Annotated in this window: 17 protein-coding genes, 1 pseudogene and 1 riboswitch; of the genes and pseudogenes, 12 read left to right on the forward strand and 6 right to left on the reverse strand. The window is 69.0% G+C overall.

Annotated elements, in window-relative coordinates; all coding sequences use genetic code 11:
* Positions 1 to 3 precede the first annotated feature (3 nt).
* The 3 genes from J2739_RS22440 to J2739_RS22450 are packed head-to-tail and all read right to left on the reverse strand — an operon-like array spanning position 4 to position 3,354.
* Positions 4 to 897, reverse strand: a complete 894-nt coding sequence (locus tag J2739_RS22440) for a pseudouridine synthase (protein ID WP_309905772.1) — start codon at positions 895 to 897, stop codon at positions 4 to 6.
* A 10-nt stretch (positions 898 to 907) separates the two neighbouring features.
* Entirely contained in the window at positions 908 to 2,296 is a 1,389-nt protein-coding gene (locus tag J2739_RS22445) for a leucine-rich repeat-containing protein kinase family protein (protein ID WP_309905774.1), read from the reverse strand.
* A complete protein-coding gene (locus tag J2739_RS22450; protein WP_309905776.1) occupies positions 2,293 to 3,354 on the reverse strand; it encodes an MBL fold metallo-hydrolase in 1,062 nt (353 codons plus the stop codon). Before J2739_RS22450 ends, J2739_RS22445 begins: the two co-directional genes overlap by 4 nt.
* Before the next feature lie 96 nt (positions 3,355 to 3,450).
* On the opposite strand from J2739_RS22450, the gene J2739_RS22455 reads away from it, so the two are divergent.
* The 7 genes and pseudogenes from J2739_RS22455 (at position 3,451) to iaaH (ending at position 11,215) form a co-directional block, all read left to right on the forward strand.
* Positions 3,451 to 3,849, forward strand: a complete 399-nt coding sequence (locus J2739_RS22455; protein ID WP_309905778.1) for a MerR family transcriptional regulator — start codon at positions 3,451 to 3,453, stop codon at positions 3,847 to 3,849.
* Positions 3,850 to 3,882: 33 nt separating this feature from the next.
* Positions 3,883 to 4,602, forward strand: a complete 720-nt coding sequence (gene can, locus J2739_RS22460; RefSeq protein ID WP_309905780.1) for a carbonate dehydratase — start codon at positions 3,883 to 3,885, stop codon at positions 4,600 to 4,602.
* 9 nt (positions 4,603 to 4,611) lie between these two features.
* On the forward strand, positions 4,612 to 6,423 hold the full coding sequence (gene aceK / locus J2739_RS22465) for a bifunctional isocitrate dehydrogenase kinase/phosphatase (protein ID WP_309905782.1): 1,812 nt from the start codon (positions 4,612 to 4,614) through the stop codon (positions 6,421 to 6,423).
* A gap of 29 nt (positions 6,424 to 6,452) precedes the next feature.
* Positions 6,453 to 7,637: an acetyl-CoA C-acyltransferase gene (locus tag J2739_RS22470; RefSeq protein ID WP_309905784.1), complete on the forward strand. Its 1,185-nt coding sequence runs from the start codon at positions 6,453 to 6,455 to the stop codon at positions 7,635 to 7,637.
* Positions 7,638 to 7,750: 113 nt separating this feature from the next.
* Complete coding sequence (locus tag J2739_RS22475) at positions 7,751 to 8,269, forward strand: hypothetical protein (protein ID WP_309905785.1); 519 nt, start codon at positions 7,751 to 7,753, stop codon at positions 8,267 to 8,269.
* Positions 8,270 to 8,473: 204 nt separating this feature from the next.
* Entirely contained in the window at positions 8,474 to 9,604 is a 1,131-nt protein-coding gene (locus J2739_RS22480) for an acyl-CoA dehydrogenase family protein (RefSeq protein ID WP_309905787.1), read from the forward strand.
* Between the two features lie 90 nt (positions 9,605 to 9,694).
* Positions 9,695 to 11,215: pseudogene (iaaH, locus tag J2739_RS22485) on the forward strand (indoleacetamide hydrolase).
* 30 nt (positions 11,216 to 11,245) lie between these two features.
* Here the strand turns inward: iaaH and J2739_RS22490 are convergent.
* Positions 11,246 to 11,980, reverse strand: coding sequence for a helix-turn-helix transcriptional regulator (locus tag J2739_RS22490; protein ID WP_309905789.1), 735 nt, complete (start codon positions 11,978 to 11,980; stop codon positions 11,246 to 11,248).
* A 99-nt stretch (positions 11,981 to 12,079) separates the two neighbouring features.
* Between J2739_RS22490 and J2739_RS22495 the strand changes: the two genes are divergently transcribed.
* From J2739_RS22495 to J2739_RS22515, 5 genes are all read left to right on the forward strand, one after another.
* Positions 12,080 to 12,508, forward strand: coding sequence for a YchJ family protein (locus J2739_RS22495; RefSeq protein WP_309905792.1), 429 nt, complete (start codon positions 12,080 to 12,082; stop codon positions 12,506 to 12,508).
* 191 nt (positions 12,509 to 12,699) lie between these two features.
* Positions 12,700 to 13,542 (forward strand): DUF3047 domain-containing protein, encoded by an 843-nt coding sequence (locus J2739_RS22500; protein WP_309905794.1) that lies wholly within the window; start codon positions 12,700 to 12,702, stop codon positions 13,540 to 13,542.
* 2 nt (positions 13,543 to 13,544) lie between these two features.
* Positions 13,545 to 14,525, forward strand: a complete 981-nt coding sequence (locus J2739_RS22505; protein ID WP_309905796.1) for a VTT domain-containing protein — start codon at positions 13,545 to 13,547, stop codon at positions 14,523 to 14,525.
* A 27-nt stretch (positions 14,526 to 14,552) separates the two neighbouring features.
* Positions 14,553 to 14,659, forward strand: a riboswitch (TPP riboswitch).
* Positions 14,660 to 14,737: 78 nt separating this feature from the next.
* Entirely contained in the window at positions 14,738 to 16,624 is a 1,887-nt protein-coding gene (gene thiC, locus J2739_RS22510; protein ID WP_309905798.1) for a phosphomethylpyrimidine synthase ThiC, read from the forward strand.
* 82 nt (positions 16,625 to 16,706) lie between these two features.
* Entirely contained in the window at positions 16,707 to 17,399 is a 693-nt protein-coding gene (locus J2739_RS22515; RefSeq protein ID WP_309905800.1) for an HAD family hydrolase, read from the forward strand.
* Positions 17,400 to 17,442: 43 nt separating this feature from the next.
* On the opposite strand, the gene J2739_RS22520 is transcribed toward J2739_RS22515, so the two are convergent.
* Together J2739_RS22520 and J2739_RS22525 are read right to left on the reverse strand one after the other, a co-directional pair.
* Complete coding sequence (locus J2739_RS22520; RefSeq protein WP_309905802.1) at positions 17,443 to 17,640, reverse strand: hypothetical protein; 198 nt, start codon at positions 17,638 to 17,640, stop codon at positions 17,443 to 17,445.
* A 74-nt stretch (positions 17,641 to 17,714) separates the two neighbouring features.
* Positions 17,715 to 18,779, reverse strand: a complete 1,065-nt coding sequence (locus tag J2739_RS22525; RefSeq protein ID WP_309905804.1) for an AraC family transcriptional regulator — start codon at positions 18,777 to 18,779, stop codon at positions 17,715 to 17,717.
* Positions 18,780 to 18,904: the final 125 nt, after the last annotated feature.

The following is an 18,904-nucleotide window of genomic DNA, read 5'->3' on the forward strand; positions in this document are numbered from 1 at the left end:
CGTTCACAGGAAGAGCGAGCGGGGGCTTTCGAACGCGCGCGGCCGCCCGTCGAGCGGATCGCAAAAGGCCAGCGATTTGGCCAGCAGCTGCAGCGGCCGGTCGAAGTCTTCGGCACCCTCGGGCAGCAGCGTTGGATAGAGGGTGTCGTCGCGGATCGGCAGGCCCAGTGCGGCGCAGTGCACCCGCAGCTGATGGCGCCGGCCGGTCACCGGCGAAAGACGCAGTCGGGCCCAGCCATCGCGGGCTTCCAGCAGTTCGAAACGGGTCTCGCTGTTGGGCTCGCCTTCCACCTCGCGCATGCGCATGAAATGCGTGTCGTCCACCAGGCGGCTGCGGCGCACGGCGGGCAGGGCCGGCGTGCCGTGCCAGGTGACGATGGCCTCGTAGTGCTTGGCAATGGCGCGCTCGGCAAAGAGCGCATGGTAGGCATGGCGCGTGGCCGGCTGCACCGAGAACAGCACCACGCCGGCGGTCTCCCGGTCGATGCGGTGCAGCGGTGCGAGCTGGTCCAGGCCCAACTTGCGCTGCAGGCGCACCAGCAGGCTCTGCTGCACGTACTTGCCCACCGGCGCCACGGCCAGGAAATGCGGCTTGTCCACCGCGAGCAGGTGCTCGTCGCGGAAGAGCACCGTCTCCTCGAAGGGCACGGGTCGCTCGCTGTCGAGCGAGCGGTAGTAGAAAACGTGCAGCCGCGGCTGGTAGGGGCGCGTCGGTGTGACGGGGACGCCGTGCTGGTCCACCACTTCGCCTGCGCGAATGCGCGCTTCCCAGGTGGCGCGCGGGATGGCCGCGAAGCGCTGCACCAGGAATTCGGCGATGGTGCCCCACGGACCCGGCGGCAGCGCGACGCGGCTGGGGCCGACGCCGTCGCGGGTGGGGAGCGGCGCGGCGGCCATGCAGGCGGCCTCAGTCGGCGGCCAGGGCCGCGGCGATCTCGTCCAGCAGGGGCCGCGCGCCGGCTTGAGGCTGGGTGCAGCGTGCCTGGAGCTCGGCCCATCGCGCCAGCACGGCGCGCTCCGAATCATCCGCAGGCCGGCAGCGCGAGCGCAGCTCTTCCAGCAGCAGGCCGAAGGCGCGCGCCTCGACGCGTTGCAGCGCCAGGGCCTGCTCGGACCCGTCGAGCGGCAGGAAGGAAGCGGCGCCGTAGTCGCCCAGCAGGCCGTTGCCTTCACCGTCCCACAGGATGTTGTGGGCGTAGAGGTCACCGTGCAGGATGCCGTGGGCATGCAGCTGCGCGGCGGCCGAGGCGATGCCGCACGCCAGCCGCCGCGCGGCCGCCAGCGGCCAGGCGGCCTCCTCGGCATAGACGTCGCGGCTGCAGGACGCCAGGCTTGGCGGCCCGGCCAGGTTGCGGAAGCGCGGGTCCACCAGGGCCAGCACGAGGCCGGACGTGCCTTCGGGGTGGTCGTGGATGCGGCCTTCGACGCCGATCAGGTTCGGATGCGCGCCGGCGGCGATGCAGGCGGCCATCTCGCTGTGCGGCCAGCCATCGCTGGTCACCGCGCCCTTGAACAGCTTCACGGCCACCGGCCGGGCGCGGCCGTCCGGCTGCATCCAGTCGGCGCGGCGGATCACGCCGGACGCGCCTTCGCCCAAGGTGTCGCGCAGCGACAGGCGCCGCCAGTCGATCGCCGGGATCGTCGCGGCCTCCACCGCGGCCGTCTCGGCGCGATCGTCGAAAGGGTTGCCTGCGAAGGCCAGCCATGCGAGCCGTGGCAGGGCCGGCAGCCAGTCCGGAAGGGCCTCGAGCCGGTTGGCCGAGATGCGCACCAGCTCCAGCGCGCGGCAGGCCGCGAGCTCGGCCGGCAGGGCCTGAAGGCGATTGCCGGCCAGCATCAACTTCTGCAGCCGGGTGCAGCGACCGATGGCGGGCGGCAGCGCCTCGATCTCGTTGTCGGTGAGGATCAGCCAGCGCAGGGCGGGGGGCAGCGCCTCTCCCGGCACCTTGCGAATGCGATTCGCCTTGAAGCCGACCATGTCGAGGCTGCCGCACCGGCCCAGCGCGGCGGGCAACTCGGTGAAACGGTTGTTCGAGCAGAAGAGCACGCGCAAGCGATGCAGCCTGCCGAGGTCCTCGGGCAGCGTCGACAGTGCATTGCCCGAGAGGTCGAGCGCCTCCAGCGTGTCGGCCAGCGCGAAGATCTCGCGCGGAAATTCGGTGAGACCGCAGCGCAGGACCAGCCGTCGCGCGCCGGCCAGCTCGCCACGACGCAACTGGTGCAGGGTGGTCGGGGAACCTTCGTCTTCGCCTGTGGCTGCGGTGCGATCGCCCCCGGGCGGCCGAGCGGCGATCATGAAGGGACGCCGAAGCGCCAGACGCCGTCCTCTCCCTTGCGCCGCTGCAGCAGTCCGTCGAACCACAGCAGGTGCAGGTGCGCCACGGTTTCGCCCAGGGCGAAGGTGGTCTGGTGCACGTCGAGCGCGCGCTTGAACAGGATCGGCAGGCCCTCCGCGCCGCTGAGAGGCCGGGCCGTGCAGGCCTCCAGCAGTTCGGCCAGGCGGTCGCGGTGGTGGTCCTGCAGCTGCTTCACGCGCTGGTGGATGCCGGTGAAGGGCTTGCCGTGGGAGGGCAGCCCCAGCGTGTCGGCCGGCAGCGCGTTGAAGCGTTCGATGCTGTCGAGAAACAAGCGCAGCGGGTTGGCCTCGGGCTCGCCCGCATGAACGCTCACGTTGGTGGAGATGCGCGGCAGCATCATGTCGCCACCCAGCAGGGCTTGGATCTCCTCGCAGTACAGCGAGATGTGCTCCGGCGCATGGCCGTAGCCGCTGATGCAGCGCCAGTCGCGCCCGCCGATGCGGACCGTGGCGCCGTCGAGCAGGCGCACGAAGCGTGCCGGTACCGAGGGCACCATGTCCGCGTAGTAGCTGGAGCGGCCGCGGATGACCGCCAGCGCCCCGGCATCGGCCAGGCCATGCGACACGAAGAAGTCCGCCGCCGCGTCGCCGCCCGCCAGCGTGTCGCCGCTGCCGGTGAGCACGCGCGCCACGTGGTAGTCGGTCGAGCTGATCCACAGCGGCGCATTCCAGCGCTGGCACAGCCAATCGGCCAGGCCGATGTGATCGGGGTGCATGTGCGTCACGATCACGCGCAGGATCGGCAGCCCCTCGAGTTCCTGCGCGAAGATCTGCTCCCACTGCGCGCGCGAGGCCTCGTGCGCGATACAGCAGTCCACCACCGTCCAGCCCTCCACGCCGTCGATGCTGTCGCGCAGCAGCCAGAGGTTGATGTGGTCGAGCGCAAAGGGCAGTGCCATGCGAAGCCAGCGCACGCCCGGTGCCACCTCGAAGGTCCGGCCCGGCGCCGGCAGCGTGTCGCCGTAGGGGTAGTGGAGTTCGCGTTCGAGCAAGTTCATGTAGGATTGACGTTAACGTAAACGTCATGGGAAGACCCATCATTGTAGGCAGTCGGGCCCGAAACTGCTGTCACCCGCGATATTCCGACCGAACGCATGTCCTCGCAGACCTTCACCATCGGCGAACTCGCCAGGGAGTTCGACCTCACCACGCGCGCGATCCGCTTCTACGAGGACATGGGCCTGCTCGCCCCCCAGCGCGCCGGGCAGCAGCGCGTCTACACCGCGCGCGACCGGGCGCGCCTCACGCTCACGCTGCGCGCCAAGCGCCTGGGCCTGAAGCTGAACGAAGCCAAGGAAATCCTCGACATGTACGACAGCCCGCGCGACACCGCGCCGCAGCTGCAGCGCTTCCTCGGGGTGCTCGGCAGCCACCGCGCTCAGCTCGAGGCGCAGCTGGAAGAACTGCAAGCCAACCTCGCCGAAATCCGCACCCAGGAAAAGCAGGCCCGCGCCGCACTCGCGCGGGCTGCCAGATCTGCCAAGGCGCGATAAGGCCCATTCCCCTTCAACCAACACGCAAAGACCATGGACAACAACGAACCCGGCAACCTCGAGGATCTGTTCGCCCACAACCGCACCTGGGCGGCGCGCATGGAGCGTGATCGTCCCGGCTTCTTCACCAGCCTGGTGAAGCAGCAGACACCGAGGTACATGTGGATCGGCTGCTCCGACAGCCGCGTGCCCGCCAACCAGATCACTGGGCTGGAGCCCGGCGAGGTGTTCGTGCACCGCAACGTCGCCAACATCGTGGTGCACTCCGACCTCAATGCGCTGTCGGCGATCCAGTTCGCGGTCGAGCGGCTCAAGGTCCAGCACATCATGGTGGTGGGCCACTACGGTTGCGCGGGCGTCAAGGCGGCGCTCGAGGGCGCGCGCATCGGACTGGCCGACAACTGGATCCGCCACATCCAGGACGTGCGCGACCGGCATCGCGTGCTGCTCAATTCCCTGCCGGAAGAACTGCGTGCCGATGCCTTGTGCGAGCTCAACGTGACGGAGCAGGTGGTCAATGTGGCGGTCAGCACCGTGATGGAAGACGCCTGGAGCCGTGGACAGTCCGCGTCCATCCATGGCTGGGCCTTCGGCGTGCACGACGGGCTGCTGCAGGACCTCGGCATGACGATCAACGGGATCAAGCCGATCGATTCGCTGTACAAGGCCGCCGTGCAGCGCATCCGCTACAAATGGAGCAAGCGGGCCGAGGAGCCCCAGAGCGATGCCGATCCGGCACAAGCCGAGGCCTGATTCCGAGCCATGTTCCCGCAGCGCCTCGATTCACCGCTCGCCTATGACATCGCCAAGGCGATGCGCGACGGCTTCGACCGGCACTACCGCCTGTTCCGCGCCGAGTCGGCACGCGCCAAGCACCGCTTCGAGACCGCCGACTGGCACGGGCAGCAGCGGGCGCAGCGCGAGCGCATCGAGTTCTACGACCTGCGCGTGAGCGAGGCCGTGGCCCGGCTCGAGAAGGAGTTCAAGGCCGGCGAGCAGCCCATGGACGTCTGGCACCAGGTCAAGCTGCACTTCATCGGCCTGCTGGTCGAGCACCATCAGCCCGAGCTGGCCGAAACCTTCTTCAATTCGGTCACCACCAAGATCCTGCACCGCGCCTACTTCCAGAACGACTTCATCTTCGTGCGCCCGGCGATCAGCACCGAGTACCTCGAGCCGCGCGGCGCGCCCACCTATCGCGCCTACTACCCTCAGCAGCACACGCTGGCCGACACGGTGCGCCAGCTGCTGGAGGACTACGCGCTGCAGGGCCGTTTCGCCGACATTGCGCGTGATGCCGAGCGCGTCGCGGCCGCCATCCTCGGGCGCTTCCACCAGGTCAAGCTGCGTGCCAACTTCCAGCTGCAGGTGCTGTCGGGGCTGTTCTATCGCAACAAGGGCGCCTACGTGGTGGGCAAGATCATCAACGGCTTCATGGAGCTGCCGTTCGCGCTGCCGATCCTGCACGACCGCGCCGGCAAGTTCTACATCGACGCGGCGCTCTTCGGCGAGGAAGACCTGCAGATGCTCTTCAGCTTCGCGCGGGCCTACTTCATGGTCGACATGGAGGTGCCGTCGGCCTTCGTGCAGTTCCTGCGCTCGCTGATGCCGAGGAAGCCGCGCGCAGAAATTTACAACGCCCTCGGCCTGGCCAAGCAGGGCAAGACGCTCTTCTACCGCGACTTCCTCTACCACCTGAACTATTCGACGGACCGCTTCCGCAGCGCGCCCGGCATCAAGGGCATGGTGATGCTGGTGTTCGACCTGCCTTCCTTCCCCTACGTGTTCAAGGTCATCAAGGATTTCTACCCGCCTCAGAAGGACACCACCCGCGAGCAGATCAAGAGCAAGTACATGCTGGTCAAGCAGCACGACCGCGTGGGCCGCATGGCCGATACCCTGGAGTACAGCGACGTCGGTTTCCCGATGGACCGCTTCGAGCCGGAGCTGATCGAGGAGATCAGGCAGTTCGCGCCCAGCCAGCTCGAGATCGGCGACCGCGATGGCAACGGGGAAATGGAAGTGGTGCTCAAGCACGTCTACATCGAGCGCCGGATGATCCCGCTCAACATCTACCTGCAGGAGGCCTTCGACCAGCTCGAGCATCCCGAGCACGCCCACCGGGCGAGCAAGCAGCTGGAGCACGCGGTCATCGAATACGGCAATGCCATCAAGGACATGGTCGCGGCCAACATCTTCCCCGGCGACATGCTGTGGAAGAACTTCGGCGTCACGCGCGGGGGGAAGGTGGTGTTCTACGACTACGACGAGATCGAGTACCTCACCGAGTGCAATTTCCGCCGCGTGCCGGTCGCGCGCTACGAGGAGGACGAGTTGAGCGGCGAGGTCTGGTACTCGGTCGGCCCGAAGGACGTGTTCCCCGAGACCTTCGGCCCCTTCCTGCTCGGCAACCCGGCGGTGCGCGATGCCTTCATGGCCCATCACGCCGACCTGCTCGACGCCGCTTTCTGGCAGAGCCACAAGGAGCGAATCCTGGCTGGGCAGATGCTCGATGTTTTTCCCTACGACGAGGCGCAGCGCTTTCAGCATGATGGCCACGCGCCGTACTTCTGAATTTTTTTCGACTTCACAAGGAGCTTTTCATGTCCGAATCCATCGTCATCGTCGGCGCCGCCCGCACCCCCATGGGCGGCTTCCAGGGCGACTTCTCATCCCTCGCCGCGCACGACCTGGGCGGGGTGGCGATCAAGGCGGCCGTCGAACGCGCGGGCATCGCGCCCGACACGGTCGGCGAGGTGCTGTTCGGCAACTGCCTGATGGCCGGCCAGGGCCAGGCCCCGGCACGCCAGGCGGCCTACAAGGGCGGCCTGCCGGACAGCGCAGGCGCCGTCACCCTCAGCAAGATGTGCGGCTCGGCCATGAAGGCTGCGATGCTCGCGCACGACCTGCTGCTCGCCGGCACGCACGAGGTGATGGTGGCCGGCGGCATGGAGAGCATGACCAACGCGCCCTACCTGATGCTCAAGGGCCGCGGCGGCTACCGCATGGGCCACGACCGCATCTTCGACCACATGATGCTCGACGGCCTGGAAGACGCCTACCAGCCCGGCCGCTCCATGGGCACCTTCGGCGAGGACTGCGCGGCCAAGTACAAGTTCACGCGCCAGCAGCAGGACGAGTTCGCGATCGCCTCCGTGGAGCGCGCCAAGGCCGCCACCACCTCGGGTGCCTTCAAAGCCGAGATCGCGCCGGTGCTGGTCAAGGGCCGCGGCGGCGAGACGCTGGTCGAGATCGACGAAGGCCCGGGCAAGGTCAAGCTCGACAAGATCCCCACCCTCAAGCCGGCCTTCAAGAAAGAGGGCGGCACCATCACCGCCGCTTCCAGCTCTTCCATCAACGACGGCGCCGCCGCGCTGGTGATGATGACCGAGAGCACCGCGAAGAAGCTGGGCGCCAAGCCGATCGCGCGCCTGGTCGGCCATGCCACGCACGCGCAGCAGCCCGAGTGGTTCTCGACCGCGCCGGTGGGCGCCGTGGCCAAGCTCTTCAAGAAGACAGGCTGGGGCGTCAAGGACGTGGACCTGTGGGAGGTCAACGAGGCCTTCGCCGTCGTGCCGATGGCGCTGATGCACGAACTCGACGTCTCGCATGCGGCGGTCAACGTGCATGGCGGCGCCTGCGCACTGGGCCACCCGATCGGCGCCAGCGGCGCGCGCATCATGGTCACGCTCATCCATGCGCTCCAGCAAAAGGGCAAGAAGCGCGGCGTCGCCACGCTGTGCATCGGCGGCGGCGAGGGCACGGCCGTGGCGCTCGAACTGGTCTGAAACGGGCGTGGGCACGAATACTGCAGTTGCGGCAGTGCGAAGGCGCTGTCCGACCCTCGAAAAAAGGACGCCGTCCTTCGATGCGCAACTTGCCGATGCTGGAGTTCTTGTCTATGCCCTCACCGATTTCGCAGGCCCAGTTCAAGAAGGTTCGCCTGATGCTCGGTCAAGGGCGCGTCGCCTCGGTCTACAGCTATCTCGCGGATCGTGGCTTTCACTATGCGTGCTGGGCTGCGGGCGATGTCGGCGGCGACGGCGGGGCTTCGGCATACGCCGGCACGGTGCCCGGCCTGCGTCTCGAAACCGCGCAGGGGCTGAAGGCTGCCGAGCTCACGCAGATCCGCCTTGCCATGGCCTGCGCCTACCTCGACGCGCTGGCCTTGCAGTTCGACCATGGACCCTTGGTCACCCGCGACGTCACGGCGGAAGAGACCGCAGAATTCCATGGCGAGGTCTTTCGCGCTCATTTTCTCGGCCTCACCGATTGGTCGCTCCACATCCCTTTCGAGCAGCAGGAGAAGGCCGGCGGCCTCGCGGCCGTCGAGCGCTACTGGCAGGGCGTGCTGCGCACCTCGGCGCAGCTGAACGCGAGGGCCATCGCGCGCGCCGCCGCGGCCCTGCTGGCAGCCTGACGGAATCCCGCACCGACTGACACTTTTTGCCGTTTCTTCGGCAGCCCATGACATTTCTTGGCCCGCGGCGCGCCGGGTCGAGACAGGGCGAACGCTTTCTAGAATGACCCATTCCCCACTCTCGGAGACATCCTTCATGCATCCGGCCTTCCACCGCAAGGCGCTCGCCGCGCTGCTCGCCACCGCTTCCGTCGAGGAGTCGCCGTGCTGCTGACCTCCGACCAGGAAGCCATCCGCGACGCGGTGCGCGCCTTCGCGCAGGCCGAGCTCTGGCCGAACGCGCCGCGCTGGGACCGCGAGCACCTCTTTCCGAGGGAAGCCCACGCGGGCCTCGCGGCGCTGGGCGCCTACGGCATCTGCGTGCCGGAAGAAGACGGCGGAGCCGGCCTCGATTACCTCACGCTGGCCCTCGTGCTGGAGGAGATCGCAGCCGGCGACGGCGGCACCAGCACCGCCATCAGCGTCACCAACTGTCCCGTCAACGCCATCCTCATGCGCTACGGCAACGCGCAGCAGAAGAAGCAATGGCTGCAGCCGCTGGCGCAGGGCCAGATGCTGGGCGCCTTCTGCCTGACCGAGCCGCAGGCCGGCAGCGATGCCTCGTCGCTGCGCACCACTGCGCGCAAGGATGCCGACGGCTGGGTGATCGACGGCGTCAAGCAGTTCATCACCAGCGGCAAGAACGGGCAGGTCGCGATCGTGATCGCCGTCACCGACAAGGGCGCGGGCAAGCGCGGCATGAGCGCCTTCATCGTGCCGACCGACGCGCCGGGCTACACCGTCGCACGGCTGGAGGACAAGTTGGGCCAGCACTCCAGCGACACCGCGCAGATCAACTTCGACGCCTGCCGCATCCCGCCCGAGAACCTGATCGGCCAGGAAGGCGAGGGCTACAAGATCGCGCTCGGCGCGCTGGAGGGCGGCCGCATCGGCATCGCCGCGCAGAGCGTGGGCATGGCACGCAGCGCCTTCGAGGTGGCGCTGGCCTATGCCAAGGAGCGCCAGGCCTTCGGCAATCCGATCTTCGAGCAGCAGGCCGTGGGCTTCAGGCTGGCGGACTGCGCGACGCAGCTGGAGGCCGCGCGCCAGCTGATCTGGCATGCGGCCAGCCTGCGCGACGCCGGGCGGCCCTGCCTGAAGGAAGCGGCCATGGCCAAGCTCTTCGCCAGCGAGATGGCCGAGCGTGTCTGCAGCGCCGCCATCCAGACGCTGGGCGGGTATGGCTACGTCAACGACTTTCCGCTGGAGCGCATCTACCGCGACGTGCGGGTGTGCCAGATCTACGAAGGCACGTCCGACATCCAGAAGCTGCTGATCCAGCGCGCGCTGGCCTGAGACCCGGCAAGCGCTGTCATCGATACGGATGACAGACAAGCACGGCGCGGCGGCGCACCATCGGGCCTTCGTTCCACGGAGGCGTCCGCCATGCCCATCGACCCCGGCTTCCCATCCGTCCGCACCGCGGCGCTCGCGCTGTGCGCTGCCGCCTTCGCTTCGTCCGTGTGCGCGCAGGACGCGCCGCTGGACATCGCCACGCTGACGGCCAGCGAAGCCGCGCAGCGCCTCTGCGCCGGCTCGCTGACCAGCGAGCAACTGGTGATGGCCTATCTCGCCCAGGCCAAGGCCAAGCCGCAGCTCAATGCCTTCATCACGCTGGACGAGGCGGGTGCCCTGAAGGCGGCGCGGGCTGCCGATGCGGCGCGCCGCCGTGGCGGCCCTTGCAAGCCGCTGGGCGGGCTGCCGGTGGTGATCAAGGACAACATCCAGGTCCAGGGCCTGCCGGCCAGCGCCGGCACGCCTGCGCTCAAGGGCTTCGTGGCGCGCGCGGACGCGCCGGTGGTCGCCAAGCTGCGCGCGGCCGGCGCCGTGGTGCTGGGCAAGACCCACATGCACGAACTGGCCTTCGGTGTCAGCGGCTACAACCCGGCCTTTCAGACCGGGCCCGAGGTGGGCGTGCGCAACGCCTATGACGCGACTCGCGTGGCCGGCGGCTCCTCGTCCGGCAACGGCGCGGCGCTGGGCGCGCGCATGGCGCCGGCGGCGCTGGGCACCGACACCGGCGGCTCGGTGCGCATCCCCTGCGCCTTCAACGGCTGCGCCGCGCTGCGTCCTACCGTGGGCCGCTATTCGCAGCAGGGCATCGTGCCGATCTCGCACACCCGCGACACCGCCGGGCCGATGGCGCTCTCGGTGGCGGACCTCGCGCTCCTCGATCGCGTGATCGCGGGCGGCGCGCCGGTGGTTCCGGCGGATCTCAAGCGTGTCCGCTTGGGCGTCGCGCAGGGCTTCTACGCCAACCTCGACGAGGACACCCGCGCGGCCACCGAGGCGGCGCTGGCCAAGCTGCGCAGCGCGGGCGTCACGCTGGTCGACGTCGAGATGCCGCAGCTGGCCGAACTCAATGGCGCCGTCAGCTTCCCCGTCGCGCTCTAAGAAATTCATGACGACCTCGCCGCCTACCTGCAGAAGTACGGGGCCGGCGTCGATATCCGCCAGGTGGCCGCGGCCATCGCCAGTCCGGACGTCAAGGGCACCTTCGAAGGCCTGGTGCTGCCGCGCAAGCTGCCGGCCGCCCAGGGCGTTGTCGATGCCAGGCCGGCCTACGACAACGCGATGCGCAAGGCGCGGCCCGCGCTGCAGAAGCTCTACCGCGACACCTTCAAGAAGCACCGGCTCGACGCGTTGGTCTTCCCCACCGTGCCGCGCGTTGCGCTCCCCGCCACGCCCGAGTCCAGCAGCATCGAGAACTTCGGCTTGCTGATTCAGAACACCGATCCCGGCAGCAACGCGGGCGTTCCGGGGCTGCAGCTGCCCGCCGGCCTGGGCGCCACGAGCGGCCTGCCGGTGGGACTGGAGATCGACGGGCCGGCCGGCGGCGATCGCCGGCTGTTGGCGGTGGGGCTGGCTATCGAGGCTGTGCTGGGTCGATTGCCGCCGCCGAAGTAAGCGCCAGGGTGGCGCCGAGGCGCCGAAGCCTCAGCGCCCCGGCGCCCAGGCCGCCAGCGCCGAGCGCCGCTCGATGCCCAGCTTGCCGAAGATGCGCCGCAGGTAGGTCCGTACGGTCGGTACGCCGACGCCGATGCGGCGCGCGATCTCCTTGTCGGTCAACCCTTCGCACACCGCTTGCGCGACCTGCTGCTCGCGCGCACTCAGGCCGACCCAGGGGGCCTCCCGCGGGGCGACGGGCGAGGCCTTTTGCTGCGCGCGCTGCAACGCGCCGACGAAGGCCGGCTCGACCAGGTCCAGCAGCCCCTTCTCGTGCGCGCCGAAGTCTCCGCGCCCCCGTCGCCGCCAGATCCGCAGATCGCCGAGCGCTCGCTCGCCCTCAAAGGCATGCAGGTTCATGCCCCAATGCAGGCCGTCGCGCGACAGGAAGTCGTTGAAGAAGGCGGTTCGCATCAGCGCGCGCTGTGGCATGACCTCCGTCACGCGGGTCGCACGGCGGCGCGACTGCAGCACGAAGGTGATGGGGTCGTGGTGCTGGTGCCACTGCGCATAGCGGTCGAGATTGCTGGGCGCCATGTTGAGCGCGACGCACTTCCCGAAAGTGCCGCTTTCCGCATCCCACACGAAGGAGGCGAACTGGTCGGCACGCAGCAGGTCCAGCAGCGCCCAACCCACGCGCTCGCGGATCTCGCGCTCGCCCGCGTTCTCCGCGAGCAGCGCGAAGATGCCGCGCAGCGCCAACTGTTCCGAAGCCTTCAGGTACATGAGCGTTCTCCTCGTCCGGGCTGGAGCCTATGACTCGAGCAAGCAACGCGCCATCGGGCGATTCATGGGTTGCACAATGCGCCAACCTGCCGAAGCCTCATGCCCCGACCCACGCCCGATCCTTGCCCCTGCGGTCGCCGCGACCGCCGTGGTGACGTGCTCGCCTATGCCGCCTGTTGCGGCCGCTACCTGGACGACTTCGCGCGCACGCCGGCCCCCGACGCCGAAACGCTGATGCGCTCCCGCTACACCGCTTTCGTGCGCGAGCGGGCGGACTACCTGCTGGCCACCTGGCATCCCTCGCATCGCCCGGAGCATCTCGACTTCGAGCCCGGCGCGAAATGGCTGGGCCTGGAGGTGCGCGGGCATGTCGAGCGGGATGCCGATCACGCCGAAGTCGAATTCGTGGCGCGCCAGCGCAGCCGTTCGGGCACGGCCACACGGCTTGCGGAGCGCAGCCGCTTCGTGCGCGAGGAAAGGGAGGGCGGTCTCCTCCGTTGGTACTACCTCGATGGGGTGATGCGCTGAGTCGACCCTGCGCCTGAAAATTGCCGGTGCGTGCCTGATCCCGCCTGGACTCATTGCTGCGAATTCGATAGCAGGCCAGGGCATTGTGCGCAAATCGGAGACAGTCCGATTCCTTTTGGCTACTTTATGCGCGGCACGTCCGGCCTCACACTCCCTCCATTCTCAGAAAGAACTCCGACTCCGAGGGCACCATGGCGACAAAGTACAGCACGATCATCCCGACCGCATCCCGCTGGATTGGCGCGATGCCGGCCGCCGCTGTCGCCGCCGTCGCCCTCTGGCTGGCCGCGCCTGCTGTCCATGCCGACGAGGTCGTGGTCACGCCTTTCTCCAGCGCCCACGGCGCCCAGGCGCCCCAGCCCTGGCGCTTCACCAGCCTGCCCAACAAGACGCCGACCCGCTTCGAGGTGGTCCAGGAGGGCGCCCAGAAGGTGCTCAAGGTTGAAGCCGACCAGTCCTACGGCAACCTGGTGCACGCCACCCGCGTGCCCCTCAACCCCTCCACCACGCTCGCGTGGCGGTGGCGCGTCGACACCTTCGTGGAGGACGCCGACCTGCGCACCCGTTCCGGCGACGATGGCGCCGCCAAGCTCTGCGTCTTCTTCGACCTGCCCGTCGAGCGCCTTTCCCTGGGCGAACGTACCCGCCTGGCGCTGGCGCGCCGCACCACCGGCGAGCAAGTGCCGAGCGAGGCCCTGTGCTACGTGTGGGACAAGAAGGAAGCCAAGGGCAGCACCCTGGTCAACGCCTTTACCCAGCGCATGCGCATGGTGGTGCTCGAGTCCGGTGCCGCGGCCAACAAGGCGGCCTTCGTGAGCGAACGCCGCAACCTGCTGGCCGACTACAAGCGCGCCTTCGGTGACGAGGCCGGCGACACCCTGCCCGATGTGGTGGCGGTCGCGGTCTCGGCCGACGCCGACAACACCCAGGGCCATGGCCTGGCTTATTTCTCGGACATCGACCTGCGCAGCATCACGACGACGCGCAGCGCCGGGGTCGATTCACCGCCGGGACGCGCCGGCTCGGCGGAATAGCAATGAACGATCTCGTCGCTCTTCTCTCCGCACAGGGCACCGCCGTGGTCTTTCTGGTCACGCTGGCGACCCGGCTGGGCGCGCCGGTACCGGCTGCGCCTTTTCTCGTCGTGGCCGGCGGGCTGGCCATCGGCGGACAGCTGTCCTTCATCGCCGTGCTGCTGGCCGCCGTGCTCGGCAACATCCTCGGCGACGGCGCCTGGTTCCTGGCCGGGCGCCGCTGGGGCTACCGGGTCATGCGCTTCCTCTGCCGCATCTCGCTGTCGGCCGATACCTGCGTGCGGCGCAGCGAGTCCATCCTGGGACGCTGGGGCGGCCTCTCGCTGATCGCGGCCAAGTTCGTGCCGGGCGTCTCGGTGGTCGCGCCACCCATGGCCGGCGCGCTGGGCATGTCGAACACGCGCTTCCTGGCCTACGAGACGCTGGCGGCGCTGATCTGGGCGCTGGGCTTCCTGGCGCTCGGCGGGATGTTCCATGCCGCCATCCAGGATGTGCTGGCGGTGATGTCCAGCGTCGGGCTCACGGCCTCGGTGGTCGGCGCGCTGCTGCTCGCCGTCTTCATCGCCTGGCGCTATCGCGAGCGGCGCATCGCGCGGCAGCAGGCCGAGGACGTCCAGCACATCGAGGCCGCTGCGCTGCGCGAGGCCTTCGCCGGGGGTGCCAGCCTCACCGTGGTCGACCTGCGCTCGGTCGAAACGCGCCGGATCGACGACCGCGTCCTGCCCGGCGCCGTCGGCATCACCTACGGCGAGCTGCCGGATCGCCTCGCCGAGCTCCGGGCCGCGCGCGAGCTGGTGGTGTTCTGCGACTGCCCCAACGAAGAGACGGCCATCGCCGCCGCGCGACTGCTGGAGAAGGCCGGCCTGCCGCGCGTGCGCGTGCTGGCCGGCGGCATCGCCGCCTGGGCCGCTGCCGAGGCGGTGGCCTCGGCGCCGGCACCGCTCGAGGCCGGCACACCCGACATCGCCGCACATCCCGCTTGATCCTTCGCCCAGGGCGGGCCTAGAATCGGTCCCGCTCCGGGGTGCGCGCACGATGCGTGCTGAGATGGCCAACCGGCCGAACCCGCGAACTTGATCTGGTTCATACCAGCGGAAGAAGAGCTGCGACTCCCCGGCCACGGATACCCTCATTTCCGCCGCGCCGATCCTGGAGCGATCGCGGAGCACCCATCCAACCGAAGGAGTGCCCCCGCATGAATGCCCCTGACAAGTTCGCCTCTCTGCTCACGCTGACGCGCGAGCCCTTCCCCGCCTCCACCAAGAGCGCCATCACGAGCGCGCGGCGGCCCGATGTGCGGGTGCCGGTGCGCGACGTGCTGCTGACCAACGGCGAGACCGTCTCGCTCTACGACACCTCCGGCCCTTACAGCGACCCGTCCGCCGACATCGACGTGCGCCGCGGCCTGTCCAGCGTGCGCGGCGCCTGGATCGCCGAGCGCAACGACACCGAAGCCTATATCGGCCGCATCCGCCAGATGCTCGACGACGGCGCCACCCATGCCGACCGCGATGCGCAGAAGCTCGCCGAACTGCGCGCCGCCGCCTCCGGGCTGCAGCGCCAGCCGCGCCGCGCCTTGCCCGGGCGCAACGTGAGCCAGATGCACTATGCGCGCCGCGGCATCGTCACGCCCGAGATGGAGTACGTGGCTCTGCGCGAGAACGGCAAGCGCGAATGGATGGCCGAGTACATGGCCGACGCCGCGCGCGAAAAGCGGCTGGCCGGCAACCCGATGGGCGCACAGATTCCCAAGCTCATCACGCCCGAGTTCGTGCGCGACGAGGTGGCCCGCGGCCGCGCCATCATTCCCGCCAACATCAACCACCCCGAGGTGGAGCCGATGGCGATCGGGCGCAATTTCCTGGTGAAGATCAACGCCAACATCGGCAACTCGGCCGTCACCTCCAGCATCGAGGAAGAGGTGGAAAAGCTGGTGTGGGCGATCCGCTGGGGCGCTGACAACGTGATGGACCTGTCCACCGGCCGCAACATCCACACCACCCGCGACTGGATCGTGCGCAACAGCCCGGTGCCGATCGGCACGGTGCCGATCTACCAGGCGCTCGAAAAGGTGGGCGGCGTGGCGGAAGACCTCACCTGGGAGATCTACCGCGACACGCTGATCGAGCAGGCCGAGCAGGGCGTGGACTACTTCACCATCCACGCGGGCCTGCGCCTGCCCTTCATCCACCTCACCGCCGACCGCCGCACCGGCATCGTCTCGCGCGGCGGCTCGATCATGGCCAAGTGGTGCATCGCGCATCACAAGGAGAGCTTCCTCTACACCCACTTCGAGGACATCTGCGAGATCATGAAGGCCTACGACGTGAGCTTCTCGCTCGGCGACGGCCTGCGCCCCGGCTGCGCGGCGGACGCCAACGACGAGGCCCAGTTCGCCGAGCTGCGCACCCTGGGCGAGCTGACGCAGATCGCCTGGAAGCACGACGTGCAGACCATGATCGAAGGCCCCGGCCACGTGCCCATGCACATGATCCAGGCCAACATGGACGAGCAGCTCAAGCACTGCCACGAAGCGCCCTTCTATACGCTCGGCCCGCTGACCATCGACATCGCGCCCGGCTACGACCACATCGCCAGTGCGATCGGCGCCGCGATGATCGGCTGGGCCGGCACCGCGATGCTGTGCTACGTCACGCCCAAGGAGCACCTGGGCCTGCCGGACCGCGAGGACGTGAAGCAGGGGATCATCGCGTACAAGATCGCGGCCCATGCCGCCGACGTGGCCAAGGGCCATCCGGGCGCGCGGGCGCGCGACGATGCACTGTCGCAGGCCCGCTTCGAGTTCCGCTGGCAGGACCAGTTCAACCTCGGCCTCGATCCCGACACCGCCCGTGAATTCCATGACGAGACCCTGCCCAAGGACTCGAGCAAGGTGGCTCACTTCTGCTCCATGTGCGGCCCGAAGTTCTGCTCGATGAAGATCACGCAGGAAGTGCGCGAGTACGCTGCCTCGCGTGGCCTGGCCGAAGAAGAGGCGGTGGTCGACGGCATGGCCGGCAAGTCGGCCGAGTTCAAGGCTGCGGGCGGCGAGATGTACATCCCGATCCAGCCGGCTGCCTGAGCGCGGAACAGGGATCGGACATTCGGACGGATGTCCGACCCCGCTCCCCGTCCTCGCATCGGAGGGGCCTTACCATCGCCCGATGCCCTCCATCCCCTTCGATGCCGTCCTCTTCGATTGCGACGGCGTCCTCGTCGACTCCGAACCCATCACCAACCGCGTGCTGGCTGAAATGCTCGGCGAGCTGGGCTGGCAGCTCACGGTGGAGGAGGCGATGCGCACCTTCACCGGCAAGGCCGTCAAGGACGAGACGGCGCTGATCGAGGCCAGAACGGGTTTCACCGTCACGCCCGATTGGCTCGATGCGTTTCGGGAGCGGCGCAATGCGGCGCTGGACCGCGAGCTCATCGAGATCGCCGGCGCGCCGGTCGCCGTGCGCGCCCTGCATCGTGCCCTCGGAGGCCGCATCGCCTGCGCCTCGGGTGCCGACCGGGTCAAGGTCCGGCTGCAGCTGGAGAAGATCGGCCTGCTCGACGCGTTCGAGGGCCGGATCTTCAGCGGCCATGAGACGCCGCGCTCCAAGCCGGCGCCCGACGTCTACCTGGCCGCGGCCGCGGCCCTGGGCGTGGACCCGGTGCGCTGCGCGGTGGTCGAGGACACGGTCACCGGCGCCACGGCCGGGGTCGCGGCCGGCGCCACCGTGTTCGGCTACAGCCCCTCCGACCAGGGCCACAGCGGGCCCGAGGCGCTGCGTGCGGCGGGGGTGGCGCATGTGTTCAGCGACATGGCGGCGTTGCCGGCCTTGCTAGCCGGCTGGCAAGGCCCCTCGGCCTGAGGCGTGCAGCGTGAAGGTGCTGCGCTGAGGGCGGAGAACGGGGTCAGCCGCGACGCTCGGTGGCGGCCTTGGCCATCGCGCCCAGCGCCTCGGTCATGGCATGGGCGCGTGCGGACCAGAAATGAGCGATGAGCTGGTCGGCGTTCTTTTCGACGTTGGGATGGCTGCGCGAACGTCCCGACGTGGCGGCGAACTCAACCAAGGCCGCGTATTCGGAAGTGTCGGTGTCGGGAATGTGCATGCCTCGATCCTAGGGCGAGAAAACGGGTTCGGAGCCCGCAGGACCAGCGGCAGCCGGCGCCGCGTCGAACTTTGTCACGGATTGCCATCGGCCGGCAAGCCCTCGCCGGCGCCTGTTGCGCCGGCGCGCCGGAATGCGCCCGGGGTGACGCCGGCCCAGGCCCGGAAGGCCCGTGAAAAGCTTTTCTCATTGCGAAAACCCACCGCCAGCGCGATCTTCTTGATGGGCCGCTCGGTGCGGCGCAACTGCTCGGCCGCCTGCTCGTGGCGCACCGCGTCCTTGAGCTGCTGGAGCGAGACGCCTTCCTCCAGCAACTGGCGGTGCAGGGTGCGGGCCGAGACGTTCAGGATCTGCGCCAGCGACTCGGCCGTCGCCGCCTGCCGGCCACGGGCGCGCAGCAGCTCGCGCACGCGCTGGCCCAGCAGCCGGTCGCGCCGGTACTGCAGCACCGTCAGCGGCAGGGCGCGCCGCAGCATGGTCCGCAACGCCTGCTCGTCGCGGCGCAGCGGCAGCGCCAGGTAGCGCTCGTCGAAGCTGTAGCTGGCAGCCTTGGCGCCGAAGTGCAGCTCGCCGCCGAACATCAGCGGATAGGCATCGCGATGCGGCGGCGGATCGAACGGAAAGCTGGCCGCGCGCAGCGACACCCGCGAGTCGATCACCCAGGAGGCATAGCCGTGCAGGAAGCGCAGATTGGAGACCAGGCAGAACTCGCGCAACGCGCCCAGCGCGACGTGCTCATGGATCGAGACGGTGGCCACGCCGCCCGCCACCTTGAGCTCGAGGCCGATGTCTTCGGTCAGCAGGCGGTGATGGCGGCACCAGCGCCGGATGGCCACCCCGAGGTCAGGCGAACTCAGCGAAGCACGGCAGAGCATGCCGTAGGTGCCCCAGGGCAGGCGGCGGCTGAACCAGCCCAGCGCCTCGTCGTCGAGCTCCTGCATCGCATAGCCCGACAGCGTCTCGAACTGGGCCGCGGTCACGCGAGCCTGCTCGTTTGCCAGGTCTCGCGGCGCAATCTGTGCCTGTGCGAGCGCCCGGGACGGGTCCTTGCCGTAGCGTTCGTAGCCCAGCACGATCGCTCGGACGAAGGCCATGGGCGTGGCCGCGCGGCGGGCAGGCTTGAGAGGCGAGGAGCTCATGAAGGGGCGCGAAGCGGATGGCGCAATATGCAACCATTGTGACGCCAAATGCAACGGAGGCCGGCGTAAGCTGCGACTGCCCGCGCGGCATTCTTCCGCGCACGAGCCGACCCCGTATCCAGGAG

The organism is Variovorax soli, assembly GCF_031454625.1.
Taxonomy (GTDB): Bacteria; Pseudomonadota; Gammaproteobacteria; order Burkholderiales; family Burkholderiaceae_C; genus Variovorax; species Variovorax soli_A.